The organism is Methylothermaceae bacteria B42, assembly GCA_001566965.1.
Taxonomy (GTDB): Bacteria; Pseudomonadota; Gammaproteobacteria; order Methylococcales; family Methylothermaceae; genus Methylohalobius.
Map to the genome: position 1 here is coordinate 140,637 of LSNW01000007.1, position 15,509 is coordinate 156,145.

14 protein-coding genes, 4 tRNA genes and 1 pseudogene are annotated in these 15,509 nt (G+C 51.2%); 7 read left to right on the top strand and 12 right to left on the bottom strand.

Annotation, left to right across the window (positions count from 1 at the left end):
- Window positions 1-41 precede the first annotated feature (41 nt).
- From AXA67_05015 to AXA67_05060, 10 genes are all read right to left on the bottom strand, one after another.
- Window positions 42-117, bottom strand: a tRNA-Thr gene (locus tag AXA67_05015).
- Window positions 118-144: 27 nt separating this feature from the next.
- A tRNA-Gly gene (locus AXA67_05020) sits at window positions 145-218 on the bottom strand.
- Between the two features lie 19 nt (window positions 219-237).
- A tRNA-Tyr gene (locus AXA67_05025) sits at window positions 238-322 on the bottom strand.
- A 70-nt stretch (window positions 323-392) separates the two neighbouring features.
- A complete protein-coding gene (locus AXA67_05030; GenBank protein KXJ41691.1) occupies window positions 393-971 on the bottom strand; it encodes a hypothetical protein in 579 nt (192 codons plus the stop codon).
- A gap of 17 nt (window positions 972-988) precedes the next feature.
- Window positions 989-1,645, bottom strand: a complete 657-nt coding sequence (locus AXA67_05035) for a hypothetical protein (protein KXJ41692.1) — start codon at window positions 1,643-1,645, stop codon at window positions 989-991.
- A gap of 22 nt (window positions 1,646-1,667) precedes the next feature.
- Window positions 1,668-2,621, bottom strand: a complete 954-nt coding sequence (locus AXA67_05040) for a ribose-phosphate pyrophosphokinase (protein ID KXJ41693.1) — start codon at window positions 2,619-2,621, stop codon at window positions 1,668-1,670.
- Window positions 2,622-2,674: 53 nt separating this feature from the next.
- A tRNA-Gln gene (locus tag AXA67_05045) sits at window positions 2,675-2,749 on the bottom strand.
- Between the two features lie 29 nt (window positions 2,750-2,778).
- Complete coding sequence (locus AXA67_05050) at window positions 2,779-3,636, bottom strand: 4-(cytidine 5'-diphospho)-2-C-methyl-D-erythritol kinase (protein KXJ41694.1); 858 nt, start codon at window positions 3,634-3,636, stop codon at window positions 2,779-2,781.
- The gene (locus tag AXA67_05055) at window positions 3,629-4,240 is read right to left on the bottom strand and encodes a hypothetical protein (protein ID KXJ41695.1); all 612 of its coding nucleotides are present in this window, start codon (window positions 4,238-4,240) and stop codon (window positions 3,629-3,631) included. The genes AXA67_05050 and AXA67_05055 overlap by 8 nt, the downstream gene beginning before the upstream one ends.
- Window positions 4,237-5,970: a hypothetical protein gene (locus tag AXA67_05060; protein ID KXJ41696.1), complete on the bottom strand. Its 1,734-nt coding sequence runs from the start codon at window positions 5,968-5,970 to the stop codon at window positions 4,237-4,239. Before AXA67_05060 ends, AXA67_05055 begins: the two co-directional genes overlap by 4 nt.
- A 144-nt stretch (window positions 5,971-6,114) precedes the next feature.
- Between AXA67_05060 and AXA67_05065 the strand changes: the two genes are divergently transcribed.
- From AXA67_05065 to AXA67_05085, 5 genes are read left to right on the top strand one after another with little or no spacing between them, the layout of a single operon-like run.
- Entirely contained in the window at window positions 6,115-7,365 is a 1,251-nt protein-coding gene (locus AXA67_05065) for a glutamyl-tRNA reductase (GenBank protein ID KXJ41697.1), read from the top strand.
- 5 nt (window positions 7,366-7,370) lie between these two features.
- A complete protein-coding gene (gene prfA / locus AXA67_05070; protein ID KXJ41698.1) occupies window positions 7,371-8,456 on the top strand; it encodes a peptide chain release factor 1 in 1,086 nt (361 codons plus the stop codon).
- A 10-nt stretch (window positions 8,457-8,466) separates the two neighbouring features.
- A complete protein-coding gene (locus tag AXA67_05075; GenBank protein KXJ41699.1) occupies window positions 8,467-9,309 on the top strand; it encodes a hypothetical protein in 843 nt (280 codons plus the stop codon).
- Window position 9,310: 1 nt separating this feature from the next.
- Complete coding sequence (locus AXA67_05080; GenBank protein KXJ41700.1) at window positions 9,311-9,736, top strand: hypothetical protein; 426 nt, start codon at window positions 9,311-9,313, stop codon at window positions 9,734-9,736.
- A 5-nt stretch (window positions 9,737-9,741) separates the two neighbouring features.
- Complete coding sequence (locus tag AXA67_05085) at window positions 9,742-10,779, top strand: RNA 3'-phosphate cyclase (GenBank protein KXJ41701.1); 1,038 nt, start codon at window positions 9,742-9,744, stop codon at window positions 10,777-10,779.
- Here the strand turns inward: AXA67_05085 and AXA67_05090 are convergent.
- Window positions 10,757-11,518 carry a ferredoxin--NADP(+) reductase gene (locus tag AXA67_05090; protein KXJ41702.1) on the bottom strand — a complete coding sequence of 254 codons (762 nt, stop codon included), beginning with the start codon at window positions 11,516-11,518 and terminating at the stop codon, window positions 10,757-10,759. The two genes, AXA67_05085 and AXA67_05090, sit on opposite strands and share 23 nt — an antisense overlap.
- A 66-nt stretch (window positions 11,519-11,584) precedes the next feature.
- Between AXA67_05090 and AXA67_05095 the strand changes: the two genes are divergently transcribed.
- The gene (locus AXA67_05095) at window positions 11,585-12,106 is read left to right on the top strand and encodes a hypothetical protein (protein ID KXJ41703.1); all 522 of its coding nucleotides are present in this window, start codon (window positions 11,585-11,587) and stop codon (window positions 12,104-12,106) included.
- Between the two features lie 78 nt (window positions 12,107-12,184).
- The gene (locus tag AXA67_05100; protein KXJ41704.1) at window positions 12,185-14,839 is read left to right on the top strand and encodes a nitrate reductase; all 2,655 of its coding nucleotides are present in this window, start codon (window positions 12,185-12,187) and stop codon (window positions 14,837-14,839) included.
- A gap of 63 nt (window positions 14,840-14,902) precedes the next feature.
- Here the strand turns inward: AXA67_05100 and AXA67_05105 are convergent.
- Window positions 14,903-15,509: pseudogene (locus AXA67_05105) on the bottom strand (hypothetical protein).

The following is a 15,509-nucleotide window of genomic DNA, read 5'->3' on the forward strand; positions in this document are numbered from 1 at the left end:
CTCAACTTTTTAAAATGAATATACTGGTTTTATAATGTTAGTGGAGCCCATAACCGGACTTGAACCGGTGACCTCTTCCTTACCAAGGAAGTGCTCTACCGACTGAGCTATATGGGCATCAATTCGCCGTTGCCTAATGCAATCTGGAGCGGGTGATGGGAATCGAACCCACGTCATCAGCTTGGAAGGCTGAGGTTCTACCATTGAACTACACCCGCTATCACAACTTCCCGATTCTGGTGGAGGGGGGAGGATTCGAACCTCCGAAGGCTGAGCCGCCAGATTTACAGTCTGGTCCCTTTGACCGCTCGGGAACCCCTCCCAAACAAGTAGCTGGTAATTTTTTCTTATTTTAGCCTTGTTGTCAACAGAAAAATTAAATCCCGTTGTTTTCAAACTGGTGATTGATGCAGTAAATTCATTGCCTTATCTACACCCTCTTCCATCAACACAGGTAAACACTCTACTGCCCGCTCAATGCCGCACAGGATTTCTTTTTCCTCTTCCGGAGAAGGCTTGCTAAGCACGTAAGAAGAGACATCCCCTCGAGTAGGCCGACCAATGCCTATTCTAAGACGAATGAATGATCGATCCCCCAAACGGTCTATGATGCTTCGCAATCCATTATGCCCCCCATGCCCACCATTTTTTTTCAACTTCACAATTCCGGGAGCAAAATCGAGCTCATCATGAGCCACTAGCACGTGAGGCGGGGTAATCTTATAAAAACGGCAGTAGGACGCCACCGGCCCGCCGCTTCTATTCATGAATAAGCCAGGTTTCAACAGGTGACAAACCTCACCACGGTGATGTAATTTAGCCACCCAACCCCCGAACCGTTCTTGCCAGGTAAACGAAGCGCCATAGTAACAAGCCACCTTATCTAGAAACCAAAACCCGGCATTATGCCGGGTTTTGCTGTATTCTGGACCTGGGTTTCCCAACCCAACCAGCAGAGTAAGATAATTCACTCAAGCATCCTAGCGAACTATTCTTCTTCCGGCCCTGCTTCCTCCTCTCCTGGCACCTCTTCACCCTCACCTAATGAAGCTTCAAGCTGCTGCTCTGAAATAGGCGCCTGAATCATGACCACAGCAGGATCCTGACCTTCCTCATGGGATTCTATAATTGTCACACCCTCGGGCGCTTTCAATTCAGAAAGGTGGACCGTTTCCCCAATATCCACGTTGGCAAGATCTACTTCGATGTATTCCGGCAGATTACTGGGTAAGCAGCTTACCTCGACTTCCGTCATGTTACGGACGACGATACCACCCTTTTTAACTCCAACGGATTTTTCTTCTCCCACGAAATGCAGCGGAACGTTCACATGAATAGCCTCATCGGCTTTCACCCGCTGAAAATCCAAGTGCAAAACAGCTTCTTTGCTGGGATGGCGCTGCACCTCTTTTAGAATAGCTTGCACCACCTTTGAACCCGGTAGTTTCAAGGTCAAAATATGGGAAAAGACAGCTTCCTGCTGAAGATTCTTATCCACCTGATTTTTCCCCAACATCAACGGCACAGGCGCCTCTCCACCACCATACAGCACCGCCGGAATTTTCATTTCTCTGCGCATACGTCTGGCCGCACGGGTCCCTTTCTCTTTTCTTTCTTCGACCTCGAACTCAAAACTCGCTTTCATTGATAAAACCTCATAAAAACCCTTAATCTATGTATAAAGAACTGACCGATTCCCCTACCACTATCCTGCGAATTGTCTCAGCTAACATTTCCGCAACGCTCAATTGGCGGATTTTACCGCAATTTTCAGCTTCAGCTCGCAATGGAATAGTATCTGTCACCACAAGCTCGTCTAATTCAGAATTAGCAATATTGCTTACCGCAGGCCCTGACAAGACCGGATGTGTGCAGTAAGCCACTACTTTTTGAGCGCCGTTTTCTTTCAGCGCTACCGAGGCTTGGCACAACGTTCCCGCAGTATCTACCAAGTCATCGATTAGGATGCAGGTGCGATCCTTAACTTCACCAATAATATTCATCACCCGCGCCTCGTTTGGCCGCGGGCGGCGCTTATCAATAATTGCCAGCTCCGCATCCCCCAAACGCTTAGCCAAGGCCCGCGCTCGCACGACACCACCCACATCGGGAGAAACCACAATTAAATTGTCATATTTCTGGCGCCAGATATCTCCCAGCAAAAGCGGAGACGCATACACATTATCCACCGGAATATCAAAAAAGCCCTGCACTTGATCGGCATGTAAATCCACCGTCAATACGCGATCCACGCCGGCGCAAGTAATCATTTTCGCCACCAGCTTAGCTGTAATGGGCACTCGAACCGACCGAGGCCGGCGATCTTGGCGCCCATAACCAAAATAAGGAATCACAGCGGTGATTGTGCCTGCTGACGAGCGCCGCAGTGCATCAACAATCACAAGCAATTCCATCAAATTTTCATTCGTAGGCATGCAAGTAGACTGAATGACAAATATCTCCCGTCCACGCACATGCTCTTCAATCTCGACCGCTATCTCGCCATCGCTGAACCGGCCAACACTCGCCAGCCCCAAGCGCATATTGAGCTTATCCACAATCCCTTGCGCCAAAGGCAAATTAGAATTTCCGGCAAACACCATAAAGCCCGCATCATTCATGCGACCACCCTTGGCTGGTTTCTCTTCTTGATTAGGGGATAGCGGATTGAAAATGGCTGGGGCGCCAGGATTCGAACCTGGGTATGCAGGGATCAAAACCCTGTGCCTTACCGCTTGGCGACGCCCCATTAGATTTTTAACCTAACTCTGAATAGTGTCAGCGCAGCTGCGCCAATTTCTCATGTAACGGTGAAAGATTCCTTCCCTGAGCGACCATCGCTTGCCATTTCTTTGCCATTTCCCGCTTTACCTCAAGCGCTTGCCCCTTGGTGGGAAAAGCGGAAAAAACACACGCCCCTGTACCTGTCAGACGCGCATTTCCAAATTGCGACAGCTCTGACAATGCCTGCTTTACTTGGGGATATTTATCCCTGACAACAGGCAGGCAATCGTTAGCCTCCATGCCTTCAAGAAAGTTCTTAATTTTGACAGGATTGCTATTTCTTGTCAAATCAGGGTCAGAAAAAATTTCCCGAGTAGAGACGTGGCAAGGCGGAATAACGATCACGTACCATGGCTGCGGCAAATCCAGAGGCGTCAATGTCTCTCCAACCCCTTCTGCCCAGGCGCTTCGTCCTTTGATGAACACAGGCACATCCGCGCCCAGCCGCACGCCTAGCTGAATAAGCGTTTCTTCCGTTAACCCAACCTCCCAAAAGTAATTCAATACCATCAGCACGGTTGCGGCATCCGAGCTTCCTCCTCCTAGACCGCCACCCATTGGCAAGCGCTTATGGACTGAAATCCTGACGCCTTTCCTTACACCCGCCGATTCCTGGAGTAAACGCGCTGCTCTAACGGTCAAATCTGTTTCGGGAGGGACACCTGCAAGAGGTGTTTTTAGCTCTATACGAGAGTCTTTCAAAATTTCAAAATCGAGGAAATCGCAGCGATCAATAAACTGGAAAACCGTTTGCAATAGATGGTAACCATCGGCTCGCCGCCCGATAATTCTCAGCATCAGATTTAATTTGGCCGGCGCCGGCCATTGTTGGTAAACCGAAACCTCAGACATTCACTTGCCAGTCGTGAACAATCAATTTGAGGCGGATGCCTCCAGGCCCAGTAATAATGATTTTTTCAGGTAGTGACCCTTCACCCACTTTGACGTAGCGCTTGTACAAAACAGACCATGCCCCTTGATGGAGTTGATGCAATCTGCCATCGGGCCGGTATTCGGCGTTATGCGCCACCTCAGGCACAGGACGCCCCAAGACCCAGAAATGCATAGACTGTAAAGGCAGTTCCACACCAAATAATTCTTTGAGAAAAGCACCAGGCTGGTTAGAAACCCGCACATCCCCCTTGCCACGGTCTATTTTGACCAAACCTTTGGTTAACCAGACTGCAATGCCTCCTTGACCCAAAGGGCCGGATACCAGCATGTAATCCAAAGTAGGATTATGTTTCCACAGCAAATGGCCGTGCCAATGCTCTCTGCCCCCGCTGACACCAATTCTCCCTTCCATTTGCCAGGCATCAATCGTCTGCAGCCACGCCCATTCTTTGGTTCTACGCTCCTCCAAAACCGGTGCGCGCCACACCGCGCAGCTGGTGACCGACAAGCAAAGAAAAATCCATATTAATGACGCATTCAAATATCTGCTGGATGGAATCATTCTTCCAGCCGCTGTTTGAAGCGCTCCACCAACTCTCGAATACGATCACCCTTTTTGGTTTTTTTAATGACCTCCCGCCAGAGTTGCTTAGCCTCATCCCTGCGTTCTAAAGCCCACAACACCTCACCCAAATGGGCGCCAATTTCAGGATCTGGATTAATCTGGTAAGCCTTTTGCAAATAGTGCAAGGCGCCGGAATAGTCCTTTAATTTGTATAAAAGCCAACCGTAGCTATCCAAAATAGCTGGATCATCCGGCTTTAAACGCAAGGCTTTATCTAAAAAAGATTTGGCCTCTTCATAGCGGTTGGTGCGGTCAACCAAAGTGTAACCAAGCGCGTTCAATGCATTGGCATCATCCGGGTTCTTCTCCAGAATTTTTTTCAGGTCCGCCTCGACAATATCCAAGCGATCAAGCTTTTCCGCCAGCAAGGCCCTCGCGTATAGAAGATCGGAATCTCCCGGAAAGTCAATAAGCGCCCGGCTTAATACCTCAAATGCGCCCTGGTAATCTTTTTGTTCATTTAAAATTTCGGCCTGGAGCAAATAAAGCTGCCGTTTTTTTTCCGGATACTGAGTTTGCAATTTCTCAAGACGCTTCAGTGCTTCCTCCACCTTCCCGAGCTTTACCAAAGCAGCGGTGCTGTTGACTTCGGCGTCGAAAACCAGATCCCCTTCCTTGATTTTTTCGAACCATTCAAGCGCCTTTTGATAATTCCCGCGCTTGGCTTCGATGCGGCCCAAATAAAAATAGGCTTCCGAGCGCCATTTTGGCTGTTGGAGCAAAAGTTTCAGCGCTTTTTCCGCTTGCTTATCCTTATGTAATTGCAAGCTCACCAGAGCATAGGCATACAAGGCATCGGGATGGTCTGGCTGCAGCCGGAGTATCTTGTTAAATTCCTGTTCCGCAGCCTTGTAATCTTGCTGCTTGAGCAGAAATTGCGCATAAACCATCCGCAGCTGGATATTTTCCGGGTGTTTTTCAATCAATGCTTTCAGGGAGTGACGGGCCTTGTCCGACTCTCCCAATTGGGCCAATAAATGGCTTTGCATTAGCTGCACTTTATTCCAATCCGGGCGCAGCTCCAAAGCCTTGGTCACATGCTTTAGCGCCAGGTCAGTGTTGCCTTGACGCAATGCAAGCAAACCAAAAGCATAATGAACTTCAGGAGAGCGAGGAAAACGCTGGCTGAGGGCTTCCATCACTGCCAATGATTGCGGTTTTGGCACTTTCTTATCCATAAACCGCAGAATCTCCAGCAACACCTGCTCTTTATTGGCGCCTGCCAGTGTCATCAAGTGGGCAAGCCTGTCAATGGCCTTTTCATTTTCCCCGCTTTGTAAATACAGCATCACTGCCGCCTTGTTCGCGTCCAAGCTATCAGGATCCCGTGACAGCCACAGTTCCACTGCTTTTTTTGCCTTTTCCACATCGTTTAGATACAAGGCGATTCGAGCCGCGCGTTCAGCAACCCAAGGCTCTGGAATTTTATCGGCAACCTGCAAATAATTATCGAGCGCAAGGCGATATTGGCCACGCTGACCGGCAATTTCGGCGGTCAACAGCACATACAAAATATCAGATTTAACGCTATCGCCAGTAACTTCCAGCTTGCGGAGCTTTTCTTCGGAAAGAAGCGGCGGAGGCTCTGGGAATGCCGAACGCTTAGCGCACCCGGACATTGCAGTGAACAGAAATGCCAAAACTGAGATCAAACAAATTTTATACACTGACTAAATTCCTTATCCTTGTGGTGCGGCTTGTCCAGGCAAGCCGGCGATGATTTAGGAGGGCCTAAAACTTTAGAGGTTTCTTTAATTATATTTTGTTTTTAAAATGAAACCTATTGCCATCTATAAAGTTATCCTATTTTAATGACTTTGCTCGCGTTAGGAATTAATCACACAACAGCTCCCGTAGCGATACGGGAAAGGCTCGCCTTTCCCAGTGAACAATTGCGTGAACTGCTGGAAGGACTCATTAAACTGCCGGGGGTTCTTGAAGCCACTATTTTATCCACTTGCAACCGGACAGAACTTTATTGCCATACCGAAGCTTCCGATCATCAGCTTTTGATTGACTGGCTAGCACAAAAACGAGACCTCTCTCCTAAAGAGTTTACTCCTTACCTTTATATTCATACAGATCGCGACACTATTTACCATTTATTCCGGGTTGCTTGCGGTCTCGACTCTATGATTTTAGGCGAGCCACAGATCCTCGGCCAAATGAAGACAGCCTATCAAGCTGCTATTGAGGCCGGCGCGCTGGGCAAAATCATGAGCCGCCTATTTCAACACACTTTTGCCGCTGCAAAAAAAATCCGTACCGACACCGCCATTGGCGCCAGTCCGGTATCGGTCGCTTTTGCCGCCGTACGCCTGTCCCAACAGATTTTCGACGACCTGGGAGAGCAAACTGCCCTATTGATTGGTGCTGGAGAAACTGTCGAGCTCACGGCGCGTCATCTCTATCAGCAAGGGATCGGGCGTCTGATTATCGCCAATCGCACCTTCGACAAAGCCCATACTCTGGCGGCTCAATTCGGTGGCTACGCGATTGCCCTGCGGGAACTACCCAATCACCTGCACGACGCAGACATTATCGTTTCTTCCACCGCCAGCCAACTCCCTATTTTGGGAAAAGGCGCTATTGAGCGCGCCATCAAACTACGCCGGCATAAACCCATTTTCATGGTAGATCTGGCCGTACCGAGGGATATCGAACCCGAGGTGGAACAACTGGCCGATGTTTATCTCTATACCGTCGACGATCTCAATCATATTATCGAAGAAAACTGGCAAGTCCGCCGGGAAGCCGCTACCCAGGCCGAGGAGATCATCGCCATGGAAGTGGAACACTTCCTCGCCTGGCTTAGGTCACAGGGCGCCACCGATACTATTCGCGCCTTGCGGGGCAAAGGCGATCAATACCGCCAAGAAGTCCTGGCCAAAGCTCGTCGCGACCTCGCCAAGGGCGTTCCTCCGGAACAAGTCATCGAGAAACTCGCCCATACCCTCAGCCGTAAACTTCTGCACACGCCCAGCGTCCAATTAAAACAAGCAGCCATCAATGAACGTCATGATTTGGTGGCAGCGGCTCGTGAACTATTCAAACTTGACTAAAATCCGTGCAATCATCCATTCAACATAAACTCGACAAACTCACCGACCGTTTTGAGGAAATTTCCGGGCTATTGAGCCTGCCGGAAGTACAAAGCTCGGCTGACCAATTCCGTAACTTAAGCCAGGAGTATGCCCAGCTGGAGCCAGTCGTGGCCACCTACAAGGAATACCAGCAAACCCAGCAACAACTGGCTGATGCGGAGGAAATGTTGCAGGATAACGATCCCGAAATGAAGGCGCTGGTCAAGGAAGAAATGGAACAGGCCAAATCCCGCTTGCAACAATTGGAACAGGCGCTGCAAATTCTGCTGCTCCCCAAAGACCCCCATGATGCCCGCAATATCTTCCTGGAAATCCGGGCCGGCACCGGTGGCGCGGAAGCAGCGTTGTTTGCCGGTGATCTTGCCAGAATGTACACCCGGTTTGGGGAAAAGAAAGGCTGGCGGGTAGAAATACTTTCAGAAAGCCCCGGGGAACACGGCGGTTACAAGGAAATCGTTCTCAAAATTTCCGGCACGGATGTCTATTCCCAGCTCAAATTCGAGGCCGGCACCCATCGGGTTCAGCGGGTACCGGAAACCGAGTCCCAGGGCCGCATCCACACCTCGGCTTGTACCGTTGCGGTATTGCCGGAAGTGGAGGAAGTCGACGCTGTGGATATCAACCCCAGTGAACTTCGAATTGATACCTTCCGTTCCTCGGGCGCGGGAGGTCAGCACGTCAACACCACCGATTCCGCCGTGCGCATCACCCATCTGCCCACCGGGATTGTAGTGGAATGCCAGGACGAACGCTCCCAGCATAAAAACAAAGCCCGGGCCATGGCCTTGCTCAAGGCTCGTTTGTTGGCCGCAGAGCAAGCCAAAATCCAGGCCGAACAGGCCGCTTCCCGCAAACTTCAGGTGGGTTCTGGCGACCGTTCCGAGCGAATCCGCACTTACAACTTCCCACAAGGCCGGGTCACTGATCACCGGATCAACCTGACCCTCTACAAGCTGGACACCATTCTGGAAGGAGAATTGGATCAACTTATCGACCCTCTGATCCGGGAGCACCAGGCTGATCTGCTGGCGGAAATGGCCGCCGGCTAATCTTTTAGACATGGCCACTATTGCCCAGCTTTTGCGTCAGGGCAGCCAGGCGTTGGCATCGGTTTCCCAATCGCCCAACTTGGATACAGAACTGCTCTTGGCCCATGCCCTCAACAAACCCCGTGCTCACCTCCATGCTTGGCCGGAAAAGAGGGTTGAAGATCCTTTGCTTTCTTGTTTTCACCAACTCCTGCAACGCCGGCTACAGGGGGAACCTATCGCCTATCTATTGGGAACCAAGGAATTCTGGTCCCGCGAATTTTACGTTAATTCTGCGGTTTTGATCCCAAGGCCGGAAACGGAACTACTGGTGGAGCACACTTTGGCATTGATACCCAAAGATTGCCCTGTCCTGGTTGCAGACCTGGGCACCGGCAGCGGCGCCATTGCTCTTACCTTGGGGCTTGAGCGTCCTAATATTCAGGTGGTCGCTACTGACCGCTCACTGAAAGCATTAAAAGTGGCCAGCGAAAATGTCCAGCGACATCGGGCCAACAATGTACACCTATGCCAAGCCAACTGGCTGTCGTCTTTCCGTCCTTCCAGTTTTGATTTAATTGTCAGTAACCCACCCTATATCGCCCCGGATGATCCCCATCTGAACCGAGGGGATGTCCGCTTTGAACCCCGCTCCGCACTGGCTGCGGACAAAAACGGCCTGGCCGCCCTACAAACCATCGGGGCCCAGGCTCGCCGTTGCCTAAAACCCGGTGGCTGGCTAATAGTAGAGCATGGTTGGGATCAACGGCCTGCTGTTGCTAGAATCTTCGAATCTTTAGGTTATCAGGAAGTGACTTGTTTCTCCGACTGGCAAAATCATCCGCGCGTTACCCGCGCTCAATGGAGCTCTTAACATGCAACCACAAGAACCTGTCTTTCTACCGAGGCACATCGTCAATCAACTGCTGCACCAAGCCCAAATTCACGCTGACTATGAAGTCTGTGGCTTGATCGGCGCCAAAGACGGCGTGCCTGTAAACATTTACCCTGTCAAAAATATTGCTGAAGATCCAAAGAATCATTTTCGGATGGATCCTGAAGGGCAAATAGCGGCCATGAAAACCATGCGAGAACGCGGGGAAGAGCTTTTTGCCATTTACCATTCTCACCCGAAAGCACCTGCACAACCTTCGGAAGAAGACGTCTCTCTGGCGGCTTACCCCGAAGCGCTCTATTTTATTATTTCTCTCAATACCAAAGGGGTGCTGGAAATGCGCGGATTTCTGTTATCCGAAAATTCCTTGCAGGAAATCCCCTTGGGGATGGAAGAAACCGAATAGTGGCGATGCCACTGCGAATTGACGGTTCCCAAGGCGAGGAGGGTGGCCAGATCTTGCGGACCTCTCTGGCGTTGTCCCTTCATTTGCAGCGCCCCATTCATTTGGTCAATATCCGGGCAAAACGTCAAAAACCCGGCCTTCGCCGCCAACATCTCGCTTGCGTACTGGCGGCGGCCGAATTGAGCCATGCCAAGGTAACTGGCGCCCATCTTGGCTCCCAAGAGATTTTGTTCATTCCCGGACCTATTCAACCTGGCAATTACCGCTTTGATATCGGCACCGCCGGCAGCACCACGCTTTTGCTACAGGCAATTCTACTTCCGCTGCTTTTGGCGCCTAGCCCCTCTCACATAACCCTGTGCGGCGGCACCCATAATCCCAAAGCCCCGCCTTTTGATTTTCTTGAGCGAACCTTCCTCCCCCAGCTGGAAAAAATGGGGGCGCACGTGGATTTACAGCTGGAACGGCCCGGATTTTATCCGCAAGGAGGCGGTATTATTCATGTCTCCATTAACCCTGTTTGCCATTTGCAGCCGATTGATATCCTGTCTCGGGGAGCCATCAAAACCATCCACGCCAAGGCCATTGTGGCCGATCTGCCCCGTCATATCGGTGAGCGGGAATTAAATACACTCACTGAACTGATTAAGTTAAAACCCGAAAACTGCCAACTCCAGGAATTGAAGGGGTGCGGCGTTGGCAATGTGGTTACTGTGGAGGTCATTAACGAAGAGATCACCGAAGTTTTTACCGGTTACGGCCAGCGGGGCATTCGGGCAGAAAAAGTAGCACAACATTTAGCGACTGAAGTGCAGCGCTATTTAAGCGCCGAAGTTCCCGTCGGACCCTATCTTGCCGACCAAATTTTGCTTCCCATGGCCTTGGCAGGGGGCGGCCAATTTCTCACCCTGCCGCCGACCCGGCATACCTTAACCAACATTCAGGTGATTGAAGCGTTTCTCCCGTTACGTTTTGATGTCTCAAAGCAAAAGCAGCACCAGTGGCATATCCGGCTCCATCCTACCAATACCGCTCAGTCGTAATTTGACCCGGCTGCTTGCGCAGGTTTTCTTGAAACCCCCGCCCCTTCAACAACTCAATAGCGTCTTTCACCATGGCTGGATTGCCACAAATCATGACTTGGCTGTCTTCTGGTTGTAACGCGATGCCTGCCTTCGACTCGAGGATCCCCTCCTCGATTGCCGTTGTAATCCGCGCGTGAATCATGCCTTGCGCTTTTTCTCGAGTCACACAGGCAAAATCAATGAATTGTTGGGGATGCTGATTGTGAAACCCCTGAATTACTTCCCGGTACGCCAATTCAGACGTGGTACGCACCCCGTGGACCAAAACAATTTTTTCAAACCGTTGCCATGGGGTTATGGTTTTCAAAATGGATAAAAAAGGCCCCAGCGCCGTGCCCGTGGCCAACATCCATAAATAGCGGCCTTCCGGTACATGACTTAAAGTAAAAATCCCCGCGCCGCGGCGGCTGACCCAAACTGTATCTCCCGCTTTCAAAGCCGCCAACCGGGGAGTCAGCTTGCCCCCCGGCACCACAATGAAATAGAAATCCAATGGCCGTTCGTCCGGTGCATTGACATAAGAATAAGGCCGGCTGACAAATTCTTCTCCAATGGGCAATCCCAAACGCCCGAACTGCCCCGCCTCAAAAGGTGCTATCTCCGCTTCCACCCGCAATGAATACAACCGCTCTGCCCAGCGGTACAATTCCACGACTGTCCCCTGGCACCATTTGCGCGAATCGATTTCTACTGTCATGTTCTCTCCCCTTGGGTTTCTATACGTATAATAGTTCTCTATTTTTTATTCACGAGCAACTATGACATGAATCAAAAGCAAACTTTACCCTTGGATGAAGCGCTTTCCCATGCCTACGACCGCATCAGCGAGTTGGCACAAAAAACTCTTGGTGAAAAAGACCGGCAAAATGCCCAAGCCGTGGCTGATAGTGTTCATGAAGCCAAAGAACTCTTGCTCAAAACCGGCGAAATCCCCCAGGAACACGCCGAAGATATCGCAGCTTCGGTACTGCGGGACTTGCACGATGCCGCCGAACACTTGTTGATGGAGGAAAGAGATCTGACCGATTGGCTGCGCCTGGATCTGCTTTTGATTGAAAAAAAGCTGCTGCACCGCTTTCAAACGCTTGTGGATTTCACCAAAGTGGAACTTTCCCACCTTAAAAAGACCCTGCAACGCCTGGATGAATGGCGCACCGGTGAAATCACCACTATCGGCACCCTGCAATGTAAAAAATGCGGGGAAATCCTGCATTTTCATAAAACCGGGCGTATTCCGCCTTGCCCCAAGTGCAAAGGCACGCTATTCCAGCGAGTCAAGGACTAATTCTGTGCCTGTCACGATCACCAGCTCATTCATAATACGCCATTTCGGTTCCACTAACTTTAATTACCAGAAAAATTAATGATCGCTACCCCTCCCTCGTGTCAGACTACTTGCCCTTACTGCGGGGTTGGTTGCGGGGTGCAAGTTACTTGTACTGAGAATCAACCCCTTCTAATTGAAGGCGACCCTACCCATCCCGCCAATTTGGGACGATTGTGCTCCAAAGGCAGCGCACTGGGGGAAACCGTGGAACTTCCAGGCCGCTTGCTTTACCCCCAAATTGGCGGGCGCCAAACCAGTTGGGACGAAGCGATAACCACCGTTGCGGAAAAATTCAGGCAAACGATAGCCAAATATGGCCCGGAATCGCTGGCCTTTTATGTTTCAGGACAACTACTTACCGAGGATTACTATGTCGCCAACAAGCTAATGAAGGGATTTATTGGCTCTGCCAATATCGATACCAATTCCCGACTATGCATGTCCACGCCAGTGGTAGCGCATCAACGCGCTTTTGGAGAAGACTTAGTACCTGCTTGCTATGCAGATCTGGAACAGGCCGAGATGGTCGTGCTCGCCGGGAGCAATTTGGCCTGGTGCCACCCTGTGCTATTTAGGCGGCTCAATGAGGCACCGGTGGAACAGTTTGTGGTTACCATTGATCCCCGACGCACTTACACCACCTCCTTCGGAGGCTTGCACCTAGCCATCAAACCCGGTACCGATGCGGTATTATTCAATGGCCTGCTGGTTTATTTGTACGACCACAATCAACAAAATGAAAACTTTGTCACCCTCCATACCGAAGGGTTGAAAGCCACCATTGCCGCAGCTCGCGCCAGTTCCCCCGATATCGCCACGGTAGCCCGGATTTGCGAGCTAAACGCCGAAGACGTGGAAACATTTTATCGCCATTTTGCCGCCACCGAGCGGGTGGTAAGCGCCTACTCCCAAGGGTTAAATCAATCCACCAGCGGTGTGAACAAGATCAATGCCTTGATTAATTGCCATCTAATTACTGGCCGAATTGGCAAACCCGGCGCTGGCCCCTTCTCACTCACCGGCCAACCCAACGCTATGGGAGGACGGGAAGTGGGCGGCTTATCCAGTCAGCTTGCTGCCCATATGGCCTTGGAGAACGAAGCAGACCGCCAACGGGTACAGCAATTTTGGCAATCTCCCACCATTGCAGAAAAGCCAGGGTTCAAAGCCACGGCCTTGTTTGATGCTATTTTGGAGGGGAAAATCAAGGCAATATGGATTATGGCCACCAATCCCGTAGTAAGCCTGCCTGATGCCGATCACGTACGCCGTGCACTGGAATGTTGTCCTTTGGTAGTCATTTCTGAATGCGTGCAGACAACCGATACCGCTGTGCTAGCAGACGTGTTGCTGCCGGCGGCGACTTGGGGAGAGAAAGACGGCACCGTCACCAATTCCGCCCGGGTAATTTCCCGTCAGCGGACTTTTCGCCGTCCACCTGGAGAAGCTCAACCGGATTGGTGGATCATTGCCCAAGTTGCAAAAGCGATGGGCTATGGCAACTTTTTTGATTACAATTCTCCCGCCCAAATTTTTCGCGAACATGCTGCTTTGTCAAGCGTAGGGAATAATGGCCAACGCTTGTTCGATATCAGCGCGCTCGCCTCTCTGAGCGATGAACAATACGATGCATTAAGCCCCGTCCCTTGGCCCATTACCCAAACCTCTCGGAAGGGGGTAACCCGGCTATTTACCGATGGGTACTTTCCCACCGACAATGGCCGGGCCCGCTTCGTCGCCGTGGAACCCCGCCTACCTGCAAGATCCCCCGATGACAGCCGCCCTTTGGTACTCAACACCGGACGGGTTCGGGATCAGTGGCATACCATGACCCGTACCGGCACCTCATTACGGCTTTCTGGCCATACGCCAGAACCCTTTGTTGCGGTACACCCCAGTGACGCTGATAAACTGGCGCTACGCCACAAAGAACTGGCTTGGATAAGGGGGCACAGCGGCCACGAGATCTTGGCGCGGGTTCATGTCAGTCCGCGTCAACGCCCGGGGAGTGTATTTGTTCCCATGCACTGGAACGACTTTTATACCAGTCAGGGCCGGGTCAATACGTTGCTGGAAAATCTTGTCGATCCTTTGTCCGGACAACCCGAATTCAAGCATCAGCCGGTTTCCGTGCTTCCCTGCCATTGCGAATGGTTTGGGTTTTATATCACCCGGGTAGAGCTGCATCCTCAGTTGAAATACGCCTTGTATTGGGCCAGAGTACGCCTGGGTCACGAATTGTGGCGTTATGAAGTGGCGGGAAATGACGAGCCCAAAGCTTGGCCAGCCCGCGCCCGTGAACTGTTGGAGGACGAACAGGGGGTATGGATTGAATATCACGACAGCGTCCGCAATCAGTACCGCGCCGCAGTGCTTCATGAAGAAAAGCTGGCGGCCTGTGTCTATATCAGCCGCGACCCACAAGTACCACCCCGCGATTGGCTGATTGAATTGTTCGAGCGCGAGCACCTTACCAAAGACGAGCGGATGTCTTTGCTATTTGGCCGTGAAGGCGATGAAGTCATTGACGATCATACCGTTTGCGCCTGTTTTAAAGTTTCTGAACCCAAGATTCGCCAAGCCATTAAGGAAGGCTATCAAACGGTGGAAGAGATTGGCCAAATATTAGGGGCCGGGCAAAAATGTGGCTCGTGCTTGCCGGAACTCCAGGAATTGGTTTCTAGAAAGTAATTCTAGCCTTGAATACCCTTTCCAAAACGCTCTCCATGCGTCTTTTTAGCCTTTTACGGATTTTCATCGATATAAGTAAACTTTGGGAGGTTCGGATTCACGAATATACCCCCGATACATCCCTGGGGTATTAAAAACCATTGTGATGTTGCCGCTACGGTCCAGTCCAATCACCCCGCCTTTCCCGCCTTGGGGCTCAAGAGTGCCATGGATAACGCCCTTGGCTGCCTTCGCCAAGGATTGCCCCAGATATTTCATTTGTACTGAGATCTCTTGGCCCACCACCTGACGGATGAAAAATTCCCCATGGCCAGTGGCAGAAATCGCACAAATGGCATTGTCAGCAAAAGTCCCTGTGCCAATGATAGCCGAATCCCCTACTCTTCCCGGGTGTGTATTGGGAGTACCGCCTGTGGAAGTGCCAGCAGCGAGATTCCCGTACCGATCTAAGGCCACCGCGCCAACGGTGCCCAATCCATGAGAATGTGACCATTCTCTAGTCTTCGAGTAGAAATAAGACGGCGGGACAATGTCAATCCCGTGTTCGGCGGCAAAGCGTTGGGCGCCTTCTGCAACCAACAACACCAGACCCTGGTCAGCCCGGATGGCAAATATGTGGTTACCGCCAACACGCTCAGTGCGACCATTTCCATCGTCGACACCGCCACCA